This is a genomic window from Streptomyces sp. NPDC030165 (assembly GCF_055573595.1).
Map to the genome: position 1 here is coordinate 58704 of NZ_JBVIBD010000026.1, position 15518 is coordinate 74221.

Consider the following 15518-nt stretch of genomic DNA (forward strand, 5'->3'; position numbering starts at 1 on the left):
AGGTGAAGAGAGAGGAGCAGGAGCAAGCATATTGATCCTCGGCGCCCCCCCCCCCCCCCCCCCCCCCCCCCGCCCCGCGGCAGGCCGAGCCCGTCCGCCGGTCCCCCGCCCGTTCCCGAAGTCACTCCGACCGAAGGCCGTAGCTGTGGAAGAGTCCCTGTCTCTGTCGGCCCTGTCCAGCTGGTTCGTCGTCCTGCCCGACACCGACGCGGCCACCACGGTCGCCGCGAAGGCACTCTCCCACGCGTCGCACAGCCTGCGTCACGCGTCCGGCAGGCCCTGGCTGGTGGGCCGGTGGACGGCGGAGTCGGCCGTCGTGGGAGTGCACGGCAAGACCCGCGTCGTCGTGATCGGGGAGCATTCCGTCACCCACCAAGAAGCCCAGCGCGCCGCCGCGGCAGCAGCCACCACCGCGTCGCTGACTGCTCTGGACCGCCACAGCACCACCTGGGCGGGCAGCTTCCACCTCGTGGCCAGTTCAGACGGAGAGGTCCGGGTACAGGGCGGGGTCGTCGACCTGCGGCGGGTGTTCTACGCCGACACCACGCCTGCGGCGTCGGCCCGGGTGAGCGTCGCGTCCGACCGGGCCGACGTGCTGGCCGAACTGGTCGGTGCGGAGCTGGACGAACGCCGTCTCGCCCTGGAGTTGCTCACCTTGGGCGTACCGCACCCGCTGTCGGGATCACCGCAGTGGCGGGGCGTCCACGCTCTGCCCGGCGGCCACTGCCTGAGGCTCGACGCCGACGGGCGGGCGCGGTCGAGCCGGTGGTGGTCGCCGCCCGACCCCGATGTTCCGCTGGCGGAGGGGGCCGTGCGCCTGCGCGAGGTGCTGACCGCCGCCGTCGATGTGCGCACGCGGGGACGCGACCTGGTGACGACGGACCTGGGCGGTCTGGACTCGACCGCCGTGTGCTGCGCCGCGGCACGCGGGGAGGCGAAGGTCGTCGCCTACACCGCCGCCCTCCACGACGAACTCGGCGATGATGTGCACTGGGCGCGGCAGACCGTCCAGACCCTGGGATCGGTCGAGCATCACGTCGTGCCCGCCCAGGACACGGCCCTGACGTTCGACGGCATCGATACCCTCCAGGACATCCTGGACACGCCCAGCATGCTCACGGTCGACCGCAACCGCCGCATGCACCTCGTGGGCCTGGCGGCCGCCCGGGGTTCCGGGGTGCACCTGACCGGACTGGGAGGCGACGAACTCCTGGCCGGAACACCTGCCCGCCTGCACGCCTTGATGTCCGCTCACCCCTTCCGCGCGCTGCGGGACGTGCGCGGGTACGCGGCCAAGTACCAGTGGCCCCGGCGCAAGGTGCTGCGCCAACTCGTGGACCGCCGCTCCTACCGGAGCTGGCTCGCCCGGGTCGCCCGTGACCTGACCGAACCGGCGGCCGCCGCGGACGAGCCGCTGCTCGACTGGTCCGTACCGCCCCGGATGCCGCCCTGGGCCACGTCCGAGGCTGTCGCGGCGGCGCGCGAGCTGCTGTCCACCTGCCTTCCGGACGCCGAGCCGCGGGGCAGGGGGCATGGCGAACACCGGGAACTGGCCGCGATGGACGGCATCTCCCAGTGGACCCGGCACATCGGGCAGATGGCCGCACCCCTGGGGGTCACCGTGGCGGCCCCGTACTACGACGACCGCGTCATCGAAGCGTGCCTCGCGGTCCGAACACCGGACCGGATCACCCCTTGGCGTTACAAACCGCTGATCGTGGAGGCCACGCGCGGCATCGTGCCCGAAGCCGTCCGCACGCGCGGCACCAAGGCCAACGCCACCTTCGAGGAAGAGACCGGGCTGCGGCGCCACCGCGGCCGGCTGCTGGCGCTCTGCGAGGAGTCCCGGCTGGGCCGGCTCGGCCTGGTCGACGTGGACGCCCTGCGGGAGTGGTGCCGCCGCTCGCTGTCCGCGGAGACGGAGAGCTACCTGCTGCACCCGACCGTGGCCTGTGAAGTGTGGCTGCGCTCCCGCGACATGACACCGGCACCGCCGGGCCCCTGACCGAACAGAGAGGTGACGGCGATGTACGCGCTGAAACCCGGTGTTCTGCTGACCGAGACCGAGTACGGCATGGCGCTGCTCGACCAGAAGAGCGCCGAGTACTGGACCCTCAACCCCACAGCGGCAGTCGTCCTCCAGTCCCTGCTGGACGGCCGCGGCATCGAGCAGGCGGTGGAGGCACTGACCGGACACTACGAGGGTGTCGACACCGACCTGGCCACCCAAGACGTCATTCGCATCATCGACGACCTGCGCTCCGCGGGCCTCATCGCGCCGTAGCCGCCGCACCGGGCACGCGCCTGCCCCAGGGAAGAGGTACGCAATGTCGACGCCGGAAGCGGTCCCCTACCGCCCTCGCTCCATCCCCTTGGCCCGCCGCCTCACGGCTCGGGTGGCGGTGGGCTGCGCCCATGCGCTGGCCACGCTGCCACCCGGCCGGATCCGCGTCGTCCTGGGCTGGATACGGCGCGGGGCCGAGCCCGCCACGCTCGCCGAGGCCGCCCGCGCCCGGCAGACGGTGCTCGCCGTGAGCCTGGCCGCCGGAGGGAGCAAAGGATGCCTGCCCCGGTCCCTGGCCACCGTGCTGCTGTGCCGTCTCCACGGGCAGTGGCCCGCATGGTGCGTAGGAGTCCGCGCCCGCCCGCCGTTCGCCGCACACGCCTGGGTGGAAGCGGAAGGGGAACTCGTCGGGGAGAACGTACCGGCCTCCTACTTCCAGCGCTTCTTCGCCGTGGAGTGAGGCCGTGACCTCAGCGCCCCCGACCGAAGCCCGCCGTACCGACGGCCCGGCGCACCCACCGGATCAGTCGGCCGGCCCCGTCGGCCCCGACCCTGCGTGGTCCGGCCTCCGGATCCTCGCCGGCCATCTGCGACCGCAGCGCGGACGCATGCTCGTCGGAGTCGCGCTCGGCCTGCTGGGCAGCCTCCTGGGACTGGCCCAGCCGATGGCGGCCAAGCACGTGATGGACCTCATCGGCCATGAGCAGCCGACCGCCGGCCCCGTCATCATCCTCAGTACGCTGGTGGTGGCCGGCGGACTTCTCGCGGGTCTCGGCCACTATGTGCTCGACTGCTCCGCCGAGTCCGTCGTGTGCACCGTCCGGCGCAGGCTGACCCACCTTCTTCCACGCCTGCGCGTGCCGGTGATCGAACACACCGAGCCGGGCGATCTGATCGCCCGCGTCACCTCTGACACCGCACTGCTGCGACGCACCGCTCCCCAGGCCGTGTCGGCCGCGGTCACCGGCACTCTGATCACTGTGGCGACCATCGTGATGATGGGGCTGCTGGACGCTGTGCTGCTCGGCGTCACCCTCACCGTGATCGCGTTCGTCGGCCTCGTCGTCATCGTGGTGACCCCGCACATCGGCCGGGCCACCCGGCACACGCAGGAAGCCGTCGGCCGCATGGGAGCCGGGCTCGAACGGACGCTGGGTGCGCTGCGCACCGTCAAGGCGGCGGGCGCCGAGCAGCGGGAGACCGCGGCGCTGCACCGTGCGGCCGAGTACGCCCGCCGCACGGGCGTCCGCGCCGCCGCATGGGAGGCGGTGTCGGCAACCCTGTCGGCCGTCGTCCTCCAGGCCTGCTTCCTGGTCGTGCTCGGCGTAGGCGGTGCGCGGGTGACCTCCGGCTCCATCGGCGTCTCCACTCTCGTCGCCTTCCTGCTCTACCTCTTCGCGCTCGCCCCCAGGATCGGGCAACTGGTCGAAGGGGCTGGGCAGTTGCAGATCGGGGCAGCCGCGGCCGTGCGTATCCGGGAAGCCGAGTCGCTGGAGGCCGAGGAAGCGGAGGGTGGTACGGAAGCGGAGGGTACGGCAGGGCGTACGGAAGGACGTGGCGACGCGGCGGCCACGGCCCCCGAGCAGCCTCCCGGCTCTCACGGACGGCACGGGCACCCCGCCACGGTGACCTTCCGGCAGGTGCGCTTCGCCTACCGGCCAGATCTCCCCTCGGTCCACCGTCACGTCTCCTTCGCCGTTCCCGCCGGGGGCATGACTGCGATCGTCGGACCGTCCGGCGCGGGCAAGACCACCGTCTTCGCCCTCATCGAGCGTTTCTACGAGCCGGACGCCGGCCGCGTACTGCTGGACGGCAGGGACGTACGCCGATGGCCTCTCGCCGAGCTCCGCGCCGCCATCGGCTACGTCGAACAGGACCCGACCGTCCTCGCCGGAACCTTGCGCGACAACCTGACACTGGGCGCAGCCGACGCCACCGACGAGCAGATTGCCCAGGTCCTGCGCCTGGCCCGGCTCGACACCGTGACGGACCGCCTGCCGCACGGTCTGGACACCCAGGTCGGCCACCGCGGCAACCGGCTCTCCGGCGGCGAGCGGCAGCGGGTGGCGATCGCCCGGGCCTTGCTCCGACGGCCTCGGCTGCTCCTCCTCGACGAGGCCACCTCCCAGCTCGACGCGGCCAACGAGGCCGCCCTGCGGGAGACCATCACGGACACCGCACGCCGCACCACCGTCCTGGTGGTCGCACACCGTCTGTCCACCGTGATCACCGCCGACCGCATCCTGGTCATGGAAGCCGGCCGGGTCCGGGCACGGGGAACCCATGTCGAACTGATGGCGCGTGACGCCCTGTACGCCGAATTGGCGAGCACACAACTGATCGCCTTCCGCCGGCGTCACGGACCTTCAGCCCCGGTTCCGGAATGCTGACCTCGGCGTTCAGGTCCGTCCCGGATCGGCGACGTCGCGGGCTCGCGCCGCGGTCCGGCTCGTCCCCAGGCAAGTTGTACGGGTGACGTGCGAGGCCACCGAGGGAGTTTTAGGTGGATGAGGTATGGCCTGATCCAAATGGTGGAGTGATGAGGAATGAGCCGATACATGGTGGTGGCGTGACACGACCGCAGTGGGCTGGCAGGGTGACGGAACGAGCTCGGACAGCCGCCGGCCGGCCGGCGTCAACCAGACCCATCGACTGCAAGAGGGTGTGGAACGTGGCAGAGCAGACCGCTGCATCGGGGTCCTTCTACCGGCGCATCGACGCCGTGGTGAGGGCCAAGGGCAACGACCCCGTCACGTGGGTCCTCAAGGACAACTCCTACGTGCGCTACGACATGAAGGACAACCACGGCTTCGAGGGGTACCCGAAGCTCATCGAGGGCAACTGGCCCGGCCTGGTGGACAGCTTCGGGCGCCGTATCGACGCCGCGCTCAACCGCCGGGACCAGCCGCACATCGTCTACCTCTTCAAGGACAGCCAGTACGTCCGCTACGACCTGGATTCCGACAAGGTCGAGCCGGGCTACCCGCTGAGCATCGCGGAGGGGTGGAAGGGGCTGCCGCCGGACTTCCAGCTCGGCATCGACGCGGCCGTCAACCACCAGAGCAGCCCGAACGTCAGCTGGTTCTTCAAGGACGACCTGTACATCCGCTACGACGTCCCGAACGACAAGCTGCTGGGCGGCCCGACGCCCATCCTGCGCGGCTGGCGCGGGCTGCCGGAGACCTTCCAGCGGGGTATCGACGCGGCCGTCAACTCGGTGCTCGACGCGGACAAGGTGTACCTGTTCAAGGATGACCAGTACGTCCGGTACGACCTGGTCAGCGACAGGACCGACAGCGGCTATCCGCTGCCGATCGAGGGAAACTGGAACTTCTTCGTGTGAGCCGCTCGGCATGACGCTTGCGGCGGCACGGCGCCCCGTCCGGCTGGTTCCGGGCGGGGCGCTGGCGTGGGTGTTCGGACCGCTGCCAGGTCCACCGGGCCACCCGGCGCACGTCGACATCCAGGTTTCCCGTCGGGCGTGTGCCGAAGGCGTGGGGTGCACTGCCGCAGCGTGATGACGGCGCAATCACCTATTTGTACATCTGTTCTTAAGGCTTGTACGTTAGCGCGCATGTCGCACATCGAACCGCTGCCGACGGACCCTCCCGAAGGCGGAACGGCTGCCCAAGACGTGGTCGGCGGCGAGTGCCGGCCCCGCGCCGGGTCGGGTGGCGGGCGGCGGCGCACCCGTCGCAACGACCCCGGCCGCAAGACGCACATCCTGGACGCCACCCTCGACGTCATCGCGGAGCGCGGGGTGGCCGGGACGACGCATCGGCACGTCGCTGCCCGGGCCGGCGTACCGCTCGGGTCGATCACCTACCACTTCGCCGGCCTGGCCGATCTCCGGACGCAGGCGTTCGCCCGGCACGTCGAGCAGCAGTCCGCCGTGTTCAGGGGCCTGTTCGAAGGCGTCGGGACGCGCGAGCAATGCGTCGAGGTCCTCGTCGATCTCGTCCACGGAGGTCCGACCCGGCACCGCAGCGCGGTCCTCGGCTTCGAGCTGCACCTGGCGGCGCTGCGCAACCCCGCGCTGCGGGCTCTGACGCAGGCATGGACACAGGACAGCCGCACCGTTCTGGCCCGTTTCACCGGCCCGGACGGCGCCGCCCGCCTGGACGCCCTGCTCGAAGGGATGATCCTGCACGCGCTGCTCAGGACCGCGCCGGAGTCGCGCGAGACGACGCGGGAGGCGATCGCCCGGACGCTCGGCCCAGCCGGTCGGCCGGGAACGTGACCGGGGTTCCTGCCGCCGTCCCGACAGCGTCGGTAGCGGGCGCGGTGACGACGGCCGGTGAGAGGGCTGCCGCGTGCGACAGCCGCTGCCTCCGTCCACCGGCCCGGAGGCTTCCGCCGGAACACTGCTCTGGGGTACGGGTGCGGCGCTCGCGCTCCGGCACGCATACACACACCGCTGTCGTGCGAGTACGAAACCCTTGGAGATTCCCGTGGCCCGTCATACGCCCCTGATCACCGTCACCGAGGCGGAGCTGAACGAGTTGCGCTCACGGCTGCTGCACACCCGCTGGCCGGCCCCCTGGCCCGCCGGCGGGTGGGAGGCCGGAACGGACCCCGGTGAACTGCGACGCCTGGTCACCTACTGGGCCGGCGACTACGACTGGCGTACTCACGAAGCCTGCGTCAACGCCCTGCCGTCGCACCTCGCGGACATCGACGGAACGCCCGTCCACTACCTGCGTTTCGACGGCGAACACCCCGGCGCCCTGCCGATCGTCCTGACCAACGGGTGGCCCAGCTCCTTCCTCGAACTGACCGGCCTCGCCCGGCGGCTGGCCACGCCGACGCGGTACGGGGGTGACGCCGCCGACGCGTTCACCGTCATCGTCCCCTCGCTGCCGGGCTTCGGCTTCTCGCCGCAGCGGCCCTCGCTCGCGGAGCCGCCGCAGACCCATCAGATCTGGCACCGCCTCATGCATGACGAACTCGGCTTCGAGCGCTACGCGGCGCACGGCAGTGACCTGGGCGCCGGCATCACCTCCCGGCTCGGCGAGGCGCACTCCGAGGCGGTGGTGGGCATCCACCTGACGGCGATCGCCGGCCCGGTCGCCTACGACGCGGCCGGTGTCACCCCGGAGGAACAGGAGTACCTCGATTCCGTCGCGGCGTGGTCCGCGGAAGAAGGCGGCTATCTGCACCAGCAGAGCACCCGCCCTCTCACGCTGAGCTACGGCCTGGCCGACTCACCGACCGGGCTGCTCGCCTGGCTCGTCGAGAAGTACCGCGCGTGGAGCGACTGCGGTGGGGACCTGTCGTCCCGGTTCAGCGACGACTTCCTGCTGACCCAGGCGTCGCTCTACTGGTTCACCGGCGCCATCTCGACTTCTTTGCGGCCCTACTACGAGTACGCCCAGGGGCTGACGAGGAGGGTCGAGCGGGTCGACGTGCCCACCGCCGTCGCCCTGTTCCCGGCCGACCTCACCCAGCCGCCCCGCAGTTGGGCCGAGCGCACGTACAACGTCACCAGGTACACGCGCATGCCTCGTGGCGGCCACTTCGCCGCCCACGAAGAACCCGAGCTCCTCGCGCACGATCTCACCGAGTTCTTCCACGCACACTGAGAGATGGTCAGCCGATGGGGTTGACGAAGGTGGCGGGGTGGCGCCGTCCTGGTGGACGGCCATCGTCGCGCTGCTTCCTCACGGGCGTCAGCCCTCGTCGTCCTGATCGTCTCTGGAGGCGCGCCGCCCCCGCGTGACCGCGAGGACACTGCCGACGACGGCGATCACGGCGATGGCCAGGGCGATGCTGAATCCGCCCTCCGTGTCCCAGTACACGTCTTCCAGGCTGATCAGCAGCGCCGCCTCGTCGACGACGAGGGCCAGGCCCACCCCGTAGGCCAGGCCCAGCCAGGCGCGTGCCCGTGCCGAGCGTTCGGCCAGGCTCGCCGCGCCCACCACCGCGAGCAGCAGGATCCCCCACACGTAGTGGTGCAGGTGCACCCCGCCGGCCTGAAGGTCGCCGACTCCGGCCGCGTCGATGTGGATGAGCCAGGTCAGCAGGCGCATCCCGCCGAAGGTGAGCGTGAACCCCCACCAGGCCAGGATGAAGCCCCGGCGCTTCGGTGAGATGCCGGGCAGCAGGCGCAGCCAGGGCGAGGGGCGCTCCGTGTGTCCGGACGGTGCGCGGCCGGACGTCTTCGAGGACTTCATCCGAGCTCTCCCGCCGTGAACTTCTCGATCAGTGCGGCCATGGCGTCCGGCGCGCTGTAGTGGGCCGCGTGCGCCGCGCCCGGGATGTCTTCCGCGCGCCCGTCGGCGACCAGACCTGCCAGGCGCCGCGTCCATGTGCCGGAGGCGATGGTGTCACCCGCTCCCCGTACGACGAGTGTGGGCGCGCGGACCCGGGCCAGGTTCGCCTCGAATGAGTCGGCCGCGTCCCGCAGCGAGTGGTCAAAGGAGGCGGCGCAGCGCAGGGGGCCGGTCATCAGATAGTCGAACGCGGCCAGGAAGAGCAGGCGGAGGGGCTCTCGGGGAGCGTCCGCGACGAGCCGTGCGAACTGGCGCCGTCCGGAGACCCCCGGTTCGAGCGCCGGACCGACCAGCACCATGCGGCTCACCAGGTGGGGGTGGCGGGCGGCCAGGGCCGCGGCCACCTGGCAGCCGACCGAATTGGCCACCACCGGACTCGGGCCCAGGAGCAGTCGCCGGTGCAGGCAGGCCAAGGCGTCGGCGAGCTGTCCGACATCGGGTGCCCGGCGCACGGCGGACCGCGACCGCGCGTTGCCCGGCAAGTCCGGCACCACCACGGTCGCCCCGCCCGCGGCCAGCCGACGCGCGAGCGGCCCGAAGTACCGCCCCGAGAGTCCGAGGCCGTGTACGAGCACCATGGCCGGGCGGCCCTCGCGGGGCGGGGGCCCGTACCTGCGGGCGAAGAAACCGACGTCACTCATGTGATCCACGTGCCCACGATCACCTCCCGCACAACCCGGGTCCAGCCCGGCGCGCAGGCTGGGTGACCTGCGGTGCCGTCGGCAGGTCCTGGGACGAGGGCGTGGTCGCGAAGGCGTCCGGGTGCCTGCGGAACCGGCGCATCGCCTCGTCGGGCCTCGGTCCAGGCCGGCCGCCCCCGCTCGTCAGGCGCCCCCGAGCGTCAACCGCAGAGATTCCATGCCGATGTTCGCGCGCACCAGCCGCGCCCGGTGCGAGGTCCCCTCGGTGATCGTGTACTCGGGAATCCGGCGGTGCCACTCCTCGAGGAGGAGGTGCATCTCCAGGCGGGCGAGGTGGGCGCCGAGGCAGCGGTGGGCGCCGAGGCCGAAGCTGGTGTGTGCGTTGTCCGGGCGGTGGAAGTCGATGGTGTCGGCGTGCGGGCAGGTGGTCTCGTCCCGGTTGGCCGTTGACAGGTGGACGTTGATCCAGGTGCCGGCGGGCACGGGGCAGCCGGCGATCTCGGTGTCCTCGGTGGTGACCCTCGGCAGGAACGGCGCCGGCGGGTCCAGTCGCAGCAGTTCCTCCACCGCCGCCGGTACGAGGGAGAGGTCGTCCGCGAGTTCCCGGCGCCGCTCGGGGTGGGCGGCCAGGCGCTCCATGCCGAGGCTCAGCGCGTCGGTGACGGTCTCCAGGCCGGCCATGACGAACATCAGGCACAGTCCCAGGGCCTCGTCGTCGCTGAGGCGGTCCGCGCCGTCGATGGCCAGCAGTTCGCTCAGGATGTCGTCACCGGGGCTGCGGCGGCGGGTCTGGATCAGGTCGGCCAGATAGCCGCCCATGGCCATGGTCTGTCCGATCCTGGCGGTCCGGTCCTCGTCCGTGAGGGACAGTTCGCCGGCGGCATCGGCGGTGAGGTCGATGGCGGCGTTCTTCCACTCCGTGAAGCGGACGTGGTCCTCCAGGGGCAGTCCGAGCAGGGTCAGCAGTGCCTGGGCGGGGAAGGGGACGGCGACGTCGGCGACGAAGTCGCAGGTACCGCGAGCCTTGACGGCCTCGATGAGGGCGACGGCCCGGGTGCGCAGGGCCTCCTCCAGCGGCCGGATCCGGCGGGGGCTGAAGAAGGGCTGCAGGATGCGCCGGTAGCGGGTCTGCTCGGGCGGGTCGAAGGCCAGGGGGATGAGGGGGTAGCCGGTCTCCACGGTGTCGAATGCCTTCTTGGCGGAGAACCGGTTGGGTTGCCTGAGCACCGCCTTGACGGCTGCGAGGCTGGTCACGGCGAGGCCGTCCGCCATGCGCACCGGCTCCTCCTGGGCGAGCAGGAGCCGCCAGGCGTCGTCGCGGCCTTCGGCCACCGGGAGGTCGCCGACCGTGCGGACGGTGTCGTGGTCAAGCCTGGTCATGGTGCCGTTCCGTTCTGTGTCATGGCTCCGCCATGCGTGGTGGCCGGGCCGGTGTCCCGCCCCGGCCGGGATTTCCGTGGGGAAGCGGAGGGACGGGAGACCGCGGGTCCTGGCCCGTCCGCTCCCGTCCTTACCGCTCCTCGGGGTCAGACCCGTATGGGCAGCCGTGCCGCGCCGCGCAGGCTGAGCAGGCCGTTCCACTCGACGTCGCCGTCCATGCTCAGCCCGGGGAAGCGCCGCACCAGCTCGCCGATGGCCACCCGGCCCTCGATACGGGCCAGTGCCGCACCGAGGCAGTGGTGGAGGCCGCCGCCGAAGGAGAGGTGGCGGCGCGCGTTCGGGCGGTCGAGCCGCAGTTCCTCGGCGTCGGGGCCCCAGAACGACTCGTCCCGGTTGGCTCCGGCCAGGTTGGCGAGGATGAACGATCCGGCGGGGATCTCGTACCCGCCGACCTGGTACGGCTCCAGCGTCACGCGCCTGCTGTTGTGGACCGGGGCGTCGTAGCGCAGGAACTCCTCGACCGCGTTGCCGATCAGTTCCGGTGCGGCGCGCAGCGCCTCCAGCTGGTCCGGGTTGCGCAGCAGGGCGAGCGTCCCGCCGGAGAGCAGGTTGACGGTCGTCTCGTGGCCCGCGACGTAGAGCATGGTCACCTGGGCGACCAGTTCGTCGTGGGTGAGGGCGTCCCCTTCGTCCTCCGCGGCGATCAGCGCGGTGAGCAGGTCGTCGGCGGGATGGTCGCGCTTCCAGGCGACGGCGTCGCCGACCAGGTCGAACAGCTCCGCGTCGGCGGCCTCGACCGCCTGCATCACGACGGGGTCGGTGGTGGGCTCGACCGAGCGCATCAGCATGCCGGTGAGGTAGCGCATCCGCCGGTGGTCGGTCGGCGGCATCCCGAGCATCCGGGCGATCACGGTGAACGGCAGCGGGAAGGCGAGGGTTTCGACCAGGTCGGCGCCTCCTGCCTCGGCGATGCCGTCCAGCGCCTCGTCGACCAGGGCGCGGATCTGCGGCTCCATCGCGTCGATCGCGCGCGGGGTGAAGGCCATGGAGACCAGCTTGCGCAGCCGGGTGTGGTCCGGCGGGTCCCGGTCGAGCAGGGCCAGCCCCTTCAGGCGCGGCTCGTCGGTGACGCCGGCCTTCTCGTACGCCTCGCGGAACGGGCCGGGGGCGACGTGGCGTTGCTCGACGGAGAGGCCGGACCGCACCAGCGCGTGCACGTCCTCGTAGCGGGAGAGCATCCAGAAGCCGCCGGGGTGTTCGTGGACCGGCACGTGTCTGCGCAGCTGCGCGTAGTGGGGGTAGGGATCGTCCATGAAGTCCGGCGTGAACGGGTTGAAGATCATCGGCTCGCTCTGCGGCACCGTGCTCAAGGTTTCTCCTGTTTGTGAACCGGACGTACGGGCGCCGGCTGTCGCGGACGGGGTGGGGCGGTCCGGTCCCGGGGCGGACCGCGCCGGTGACGCGGGGTGGGCCGGTCCTCGGCGGACCCGCCGTGAAGGGGCGCGCCGTTCGAGGCGGGCCGGCGAAGGGGGCGGGTCCTCGGGCGTGGTGCCGGGTCAGATGCCGCGGGCAGGGGCCGGGTCTCGGTGGAGAGGGGCGGTCCCTGTGGCGGTCCGGTGGCTGCGCCCTGAGAACGATTCATACGTTACCCGCCGAAAGCCGTATCTTCCAGGCCTTTTGCATGCTGTGCAGCCGGGCCGCGAGGTGCTCCGCCGCGCCCTCCATGAGGGTGTCGGCAATGGCTTCGACCGTACGGGCCCGCCACTGCCGCAGGGCGGTCCCGGCGACCGCCTGGTTGAACGCGCCCATCGACGGCCCGCAGTGCACCAGGTAGTCGGCCCGGGACCGCTGGTCGCCCGTCGACGCGAGACGGCGGGCGCGTGCGAAGTACTGCTGGAGCAGGGCGGTGTGCCCGGCGTCCGGCCCGCTGCCCGGTGGTACGGCCGGCAGTGGCTCTCCGCCCAGGTAGCGGTCGCGTATCCGCGCCCGGACTTCGTCGTCGAGTCCGCTGGACGAGGTGTGCCGGCGCGACAGGTCGTGGAGCCGGGACGCCCGGGCGGGGAAGAGGAGGCCGCGCTTCAAGTAGCGTGCCCGGGCGCCGGGTTCGGACGGCTCGTCCCACGGTGCGGTGGTCACGTCGTACTCGCGCGCCTCCTGCAGGAGGTCCTTCACCTCGTCGCTGGTGGCCGCCTCCACCGAGCACTGGTTCACCGAACCCGTCAGCACGAAGTCGGCGCCCATGAGGAACGCCGCCGCGGCTGCTTCCGGGGTGCCGATGCCGCCGGCGCAGCCGACGTGCACCCGGTGGCCGGGCAGGGCCGCCTCGTCCCGCAGCCGGAGCAGCGCCGGAAGCAGGGTCAGCAGGTCCGGCGCGCCGGTGAGCCATCCGCCGTCCGCTTCGGCGCACAGATCGTCCGCCATGGGGCGGCCCGCCGCGGCGCCGGCCTCCTCCTCGGTCACCGCGCCGGCCGCGAGCAGCCGGGCGACCAGGGGTGCGGGCGGCGGCGCGAGGAACGCGGCGGCGATGTCGGTACGGGAGACCTTCGCCAGGATCCGGCCGCCCTTGAGCCGGTAGCGGACCAGCTGCTCGGTGATGAGCGGGAAGCCCGACGTCTCGACCAGGCCGATGCCGTGCCGCAGCAGGGCGTCGACCAGCGCGGCCTCCTGTTCCGGCGCGCCGTTGCGGTAGAGGTGGTTGACGCCGAAGGTGCCGCCGGGGCCCAGTTCGCCGACGGTGTCCCGCAGGTACCGGTCCGTTTCCCCGGCGCTGAGGCCGCCGATGCCGAGGAAGCCGAGCAGGCCCGCCTTGGCCGACGCGCGCACCAGCTCCGGGCCGGACACTCCGCCGTACATCGAGCCCACCACGTAGGCGCGTCGCAGCCCGTACCGTTCGCGGAACGTGCGGGCGCCGAGCGTGTCGGCGTCGAGCGGGGCGATGTCGGCTGTGGCGCTGTCGAGCGGGGGCCGGCCGGGGTTCGCAGTTGCGGTGGCTGCGGCCACGGCGGTGGGAGACGGAGCCACCGGTGGGAGTGGTTCGGCGGCCGCCCTGATGCGCGTGACCAGCTTGGTGAGCACCTGGCCCGGGCCCAGTTCGACGAAGGAGAAGTCGCCGTGGCCCATCAGCCGGCGCACGGTGTCCGTCCAGCGGACCGGCGAGGCGATCTGTGCCGCGAGGCGTTCCTTGAGGTCTGCGTGGGTGTACGGCAGGGCGTCGACGTTCGCCAGGACCGGTACCGACGGCGGGCGCAGGGTGAATCCGTCGAGAAAGCGGGCGAACCGCCCGGCCGCGCCGCGCATGTAGCGGGAGTGCAGCGGCGCGCTGACGTACAGCCGGACGGCCCGGGCGCCAGCGGCCCCGAAGGCCGTGCAGGCCGCGTCGATGCGCTCGCCCGGGCCGGAGATGACGAACTGGTCGGGGGCGTTGTGGTTGGCCAGGTCCAGGCCGTCAAGAGCGGGTTCGGCTAGCATCCGGGTGACGGTCTCCTCGTCGATCCCGATCACGGCTGCCATCGCGCCGTCGTCGGCGGCGGCCATCAGAGCACCGCGTTCACGTACCAGCCGCAGCCCTGTCCCGAAGTCGAAGACGCCGGCCGCGAAGAGCGCCGCGTACTCGCCGAGGCTGTGCCCGACCAGGTAGTCCGGCGGCACCGGGTCCTGGGCCGCGCGGTCGAGATACGACAGGGCGCCGACCACGTACAGCGCGGGCTGGGTGAACTCGGTGCGGCCGAGGCGGCGCTCCGGGTCGGACAAGCACAGTTCGGCGATCGAGTAGCCGAGCACGCGGTCCGCGGTCGCCGTCTCCTCCGGGAACCGTTCGAACAGCCCGGCTCCCATCCCCCGTCGTTGCGCTCCCTGCCCCGGGAAGCCGTAGACCTTCATGCCGTGTGCCTTCCTCGATGTCTGCGCTGCTGTGGGGGCTTTCGGGGCCGCGGAAGCCTCCGGGGCCCCGGAAGTCCGCGGGGGCGCCGGGAGCCGTGCGGCCTCCGCGCTCCTTCGTGCCTTGGGGGCGGCACGGGTACGTACCGCCTCGAACAGGCCGATGTCGTCGGTGAACGGGCTGAGCAGCGGCAGCGACTGTGTACGCGATCCCTCCGGGAGGGCGGCGCGTACGAAGTTGTGCAGCGTGCCCGAGGGACCGAGGTCGAGGAGGAGGAAGTCGCCACGCTGCCGCAGGGCCGTCAGGGTGCCCTCGAAGTCGATCGGCCGGCGGGCGACGGCACGGAAGTGGTCCGCGGTCGGCCGCTCGACGGGTCTGCCGTCCACGCAGGACAGCCAGGGGATGCGCGGCGGGGTGAGTGTCACGTCCTCGAAGCCCGCCCGGCACGTGTCGAGCACCTCGTCCATCAGCCGGGAGTGGTAGCCGTACTCCACCGGCACCCGCAGGTGCAGAATGCCGGCGGCGCGCAGCCCGGCCTCGGCCCGGGTCAGTGCCGCCTCCGCGCCCGCGACGACGAAGCTGCCCGGGTAGTTGCGGGCCGCGATCTCGCAGCCGCGCAGCGCGGGCACCGCCTCCAGCACCTCCGGACCCGCGAACACGGCGAGCATCCCGCCGGGAGGAGTGGCGCGCAGCGCGTCCGCCTGCCGGACGAGCAGCCGCAGGCAGTCGAACGGGTCGAGGCTGCCCGCGACGACGGCCGCGGCGTACTCGCCGAGGCTGGCGCCGAGCAGGAGGTCGGGGGTGATTCCCGCCGACCGCAGGGTCTCCGCCAGAGCCAGTTCGATCATGACGATGCCCGGGTGGGTGATCCGCGTGTCGAGGAAGGGCCGGCTCTTGCGCCGGCCCGGGTCGAAGATCCGGGCCAGCACCGACTCGCCCAGTTCCCCGGCGACCGCGGCGTCGTAGCGGTGCAGTGCCGCGCGGAACACGTCGTTGCCGTCGAACAGCTCCCGGCCCATCTGGTAGTACTGCGAACCTTGCCCGGAGAACATGAACACCACGGG

12 protein-coding genes are annotated in these 15518 nt (G+C 72.1%); 7 read left to right on the top strand and 5 right to left on the bottom strand.

Annotated features, from left to right (window positions below; all coding sequences use genetic code 11):
* Window positions 1–145: 145 nt before the first annotated feature.
* The 7 genes from ACZ4Z1_RS35340 to ACZ4Z1_RS35370 all read left to right on the top strand — a co-directional run bounded on the left by ACZ4Z1_RS35340 (window position 146) and on the right by ACZ4Z1_RS35370 (window position 7866).
* Window positions 146–2005, top strand: a complete 1860-nt coding sequence (locus ACZ4Z1_RS35340; protein WP_468490759.1) for a lasso peptide isopeptide bond-forming cyclase — start codon at window positions 146–148, stop codon at window positions 2003–2005.
* 21 nt (window positions 2006–2026) lie between these two features.
* Window positions 2027–2284: a lasso peptide biosynthesis PqqD family chaperone gene (locus ACZ4Z1_RS35345; RefSeq protein ID WP_468490760.1), complete on the top strand. Its 258-nt coding sequence runs from the start codon at window positions 2027–2029 to the stop codon at window positions 2282–2284.
* A gap of 43 nt (window positions 2285–2327) precedes the next feature.
* Window positions 2328–2744, top strand: coding sequence for a lasso peptide biosynthesis B2 protein (locus tag ACZ4Z1_RS35350; protein ID WP_468490761.1), 417 nt, complete (start codon window positions 2328–2330; stop codon window positions 2742–2744).
* Window positions 2745–2892: 148 nt separating this feature from the next.
* Window positions 2893–4674: an ABC transporter ATP-binding protein gene (locus tag ACZ4Z1_RS35355; RefSeq protein WP_468490762.1), complete on the top strand. Its 1782-nt coding sequence runs from the start codon at window positions 2893–2895 to the stop codon at window positions 4672–4674.
* Between the two features lie 281 nt (window positions 4675–4955).
* Window positions 4956–5627 (top strand): hemopexin repeat-containing protein, encoded by a 672-nt coding sequence (locus tag ACZ4Z1_RS35360; protein WP_468490763.1) that lies wholly within the window; start codon window positions 4956–4958, stop codon window positions 5625–5627.
* A gap of 231 nt (window positions 5628–5858) precedes the next feature.
* Window positions 5859–6524 carry a TetR/AcrR family transcriptional regulator gene (locus tag ACZ4Z1_RS35365; protein WP_468490764.1) on the top strand — a complete coding sequence of 222 codons (666 nt, stop codon included), beginning with the start codon at window positions 5859–5861 and terminating at the stop codon, window positions 6522–6524.
* 211 nt (window positions 6525–6735) lie between these two features.
* Window positions 6736–7866 (top strand): epoxide hydrolase family protein, encoded by a 1131-nt coding sequence (locus ACZ4Z1_RS35370; RefSeq protein ID WP_468490765.1) that lies wholly within the window; start codon window positions 6736–6738, stop codon window positions 7864–7866.
* Between the two features lie 87 nt (window positions 7867–7953).
* Here ACZ4Z1_RS35370 and ACZ4Z1_RS35375 read toward each other — a convergent pair whose 3' ends face one another.
* The 5 genes from ACZ4Z1_RS35375 to fabD all read right to left on the bottom strand — a co-directional run bounded on the left by ACZ4Z1_RS35375 (window position 7954) and on the right by fabD (window position 15506).
* The gene (locus ACZ4Z1_RS35375) at window positions 7954–8457 is read right to left on the bottom strand and encodes a hypothetical protein (protein WP_468490766.1); all 504 of its coding nucleotides are present in this window, start codon (window positions 8455–8457) and stop codon (window positions 7954–7956) included.
* Window positions 8454–9197 carry an alpha/beta fold hydrolase gene (locus ACZ4Z1_RS35380; RefSeq protein WP_468490777.1) on the bottom strand — a complete coding sequence of 248 codons (744 nt, stop codon included), beginning with the start codon at window positions 9195–9197 and terminating at the stop codon, window positions 8454–8456. The genes ACZ4Z1_RS35375 and ACZ4Z1_RS35380 overlap by 4 nt, the downstream gene beginning before the upstream one ends.
* Before the next feature lie 183 nt (window positions 9198–9380).
* Window positions 9381–10577: a cytochrome P450 gene (locus tag ACZ4Z1_RS35385; protein ID WP_468490767.1), complete on the bottom strand. Its 1197-nt coding sequence runs from the start codon at window positions 10575–10577 to the stop codon at window positions 9381–9383.
* 146 nt (window positions 10578–10723) lie between these two features.
* A complete protein-coding gene (locus ACZ4Z1_RS35390; RefSeq protein WP_468490778.1) occupies window positions 10724–11938 on the bottom strand; it encodes a cytochrome P450 in 1215 nt (404 codons plus the stop codon).
* A gap of 277 nt (window positions 11939–12215) precedes the next feature.
* Window positions 12216–15506: an ACP S-malonyltransferase gene (fabD, locus tag ACZ4Z1_RS35395; protein ID WP_468490779.1), complete on the bottom strand. Its 3291-nt coding sequence runs from the start codon at window positions 15504–15506 to the stop codon at window positions 12216–12218.
* Between the last annotated feature and the right edge of the window lie 12 nt (window positions 15507–15518).

Coding starts and splice junctions, on each gene's coding strand:
- fabD (WP_468490779.1), bottom strand. CDS start 15,506: ATGTTCTCCGGGCAAGGTTCGCAGTACTACCAGATGGGCCGGGAGCTG.
- ACZ4Z1_RS35355 (WP_468490762.1), top strand. CDS start 2,893: ATGCTCGTCGGAGTCGCGCTCGGCCTGCTGGGCAGCCTCCTGGGACTG.
- ACZ4Z1_RS35345 (WP_468490760.1), top strand. CDS start 2,027: ATGTACGCGCTGAAACCCGGTGTTCTGCTGACCGAGACCGAGTACGGC.
- ACZ4Z1_RS35365 (WP_468490764.1), top strand. CDS start 5,859: ATGTCGCACATCGAACCGCTGCCGACGGACCCTCCCGAAGGCGGAACG.
- ACZ4Z1_RS35385 (WP_468490767.1), bottom strand. CDS start 10,577: ATGACCAGGCTTGACCACGACACCGTCCGCACGGTCGGCGACCTCCCG.
- ACZ4Z1_RS35375 (WP_468490766.1), bottom strand. CDS start 8,457: ATGAAGTCCTCGAAGACGTCCGGCCGCGCACCGTCCGGACACACGGAG.
- ACZ4Z1_RS35350 (WP_468490761.1), top strand. CDS start 2,328: ATGTCGACGCCGGAAGCGGTCCCCTACCGCCCTCGCTCCATCCCCTTG.
- ACZ4Z1_RS35380 (WP_468490777.1), bottom strand. CDS start 9,197: ATGAGTGACGTCGGTTTCTTCGCCCGCAGGTACGGGCCCCCGCCCCGC.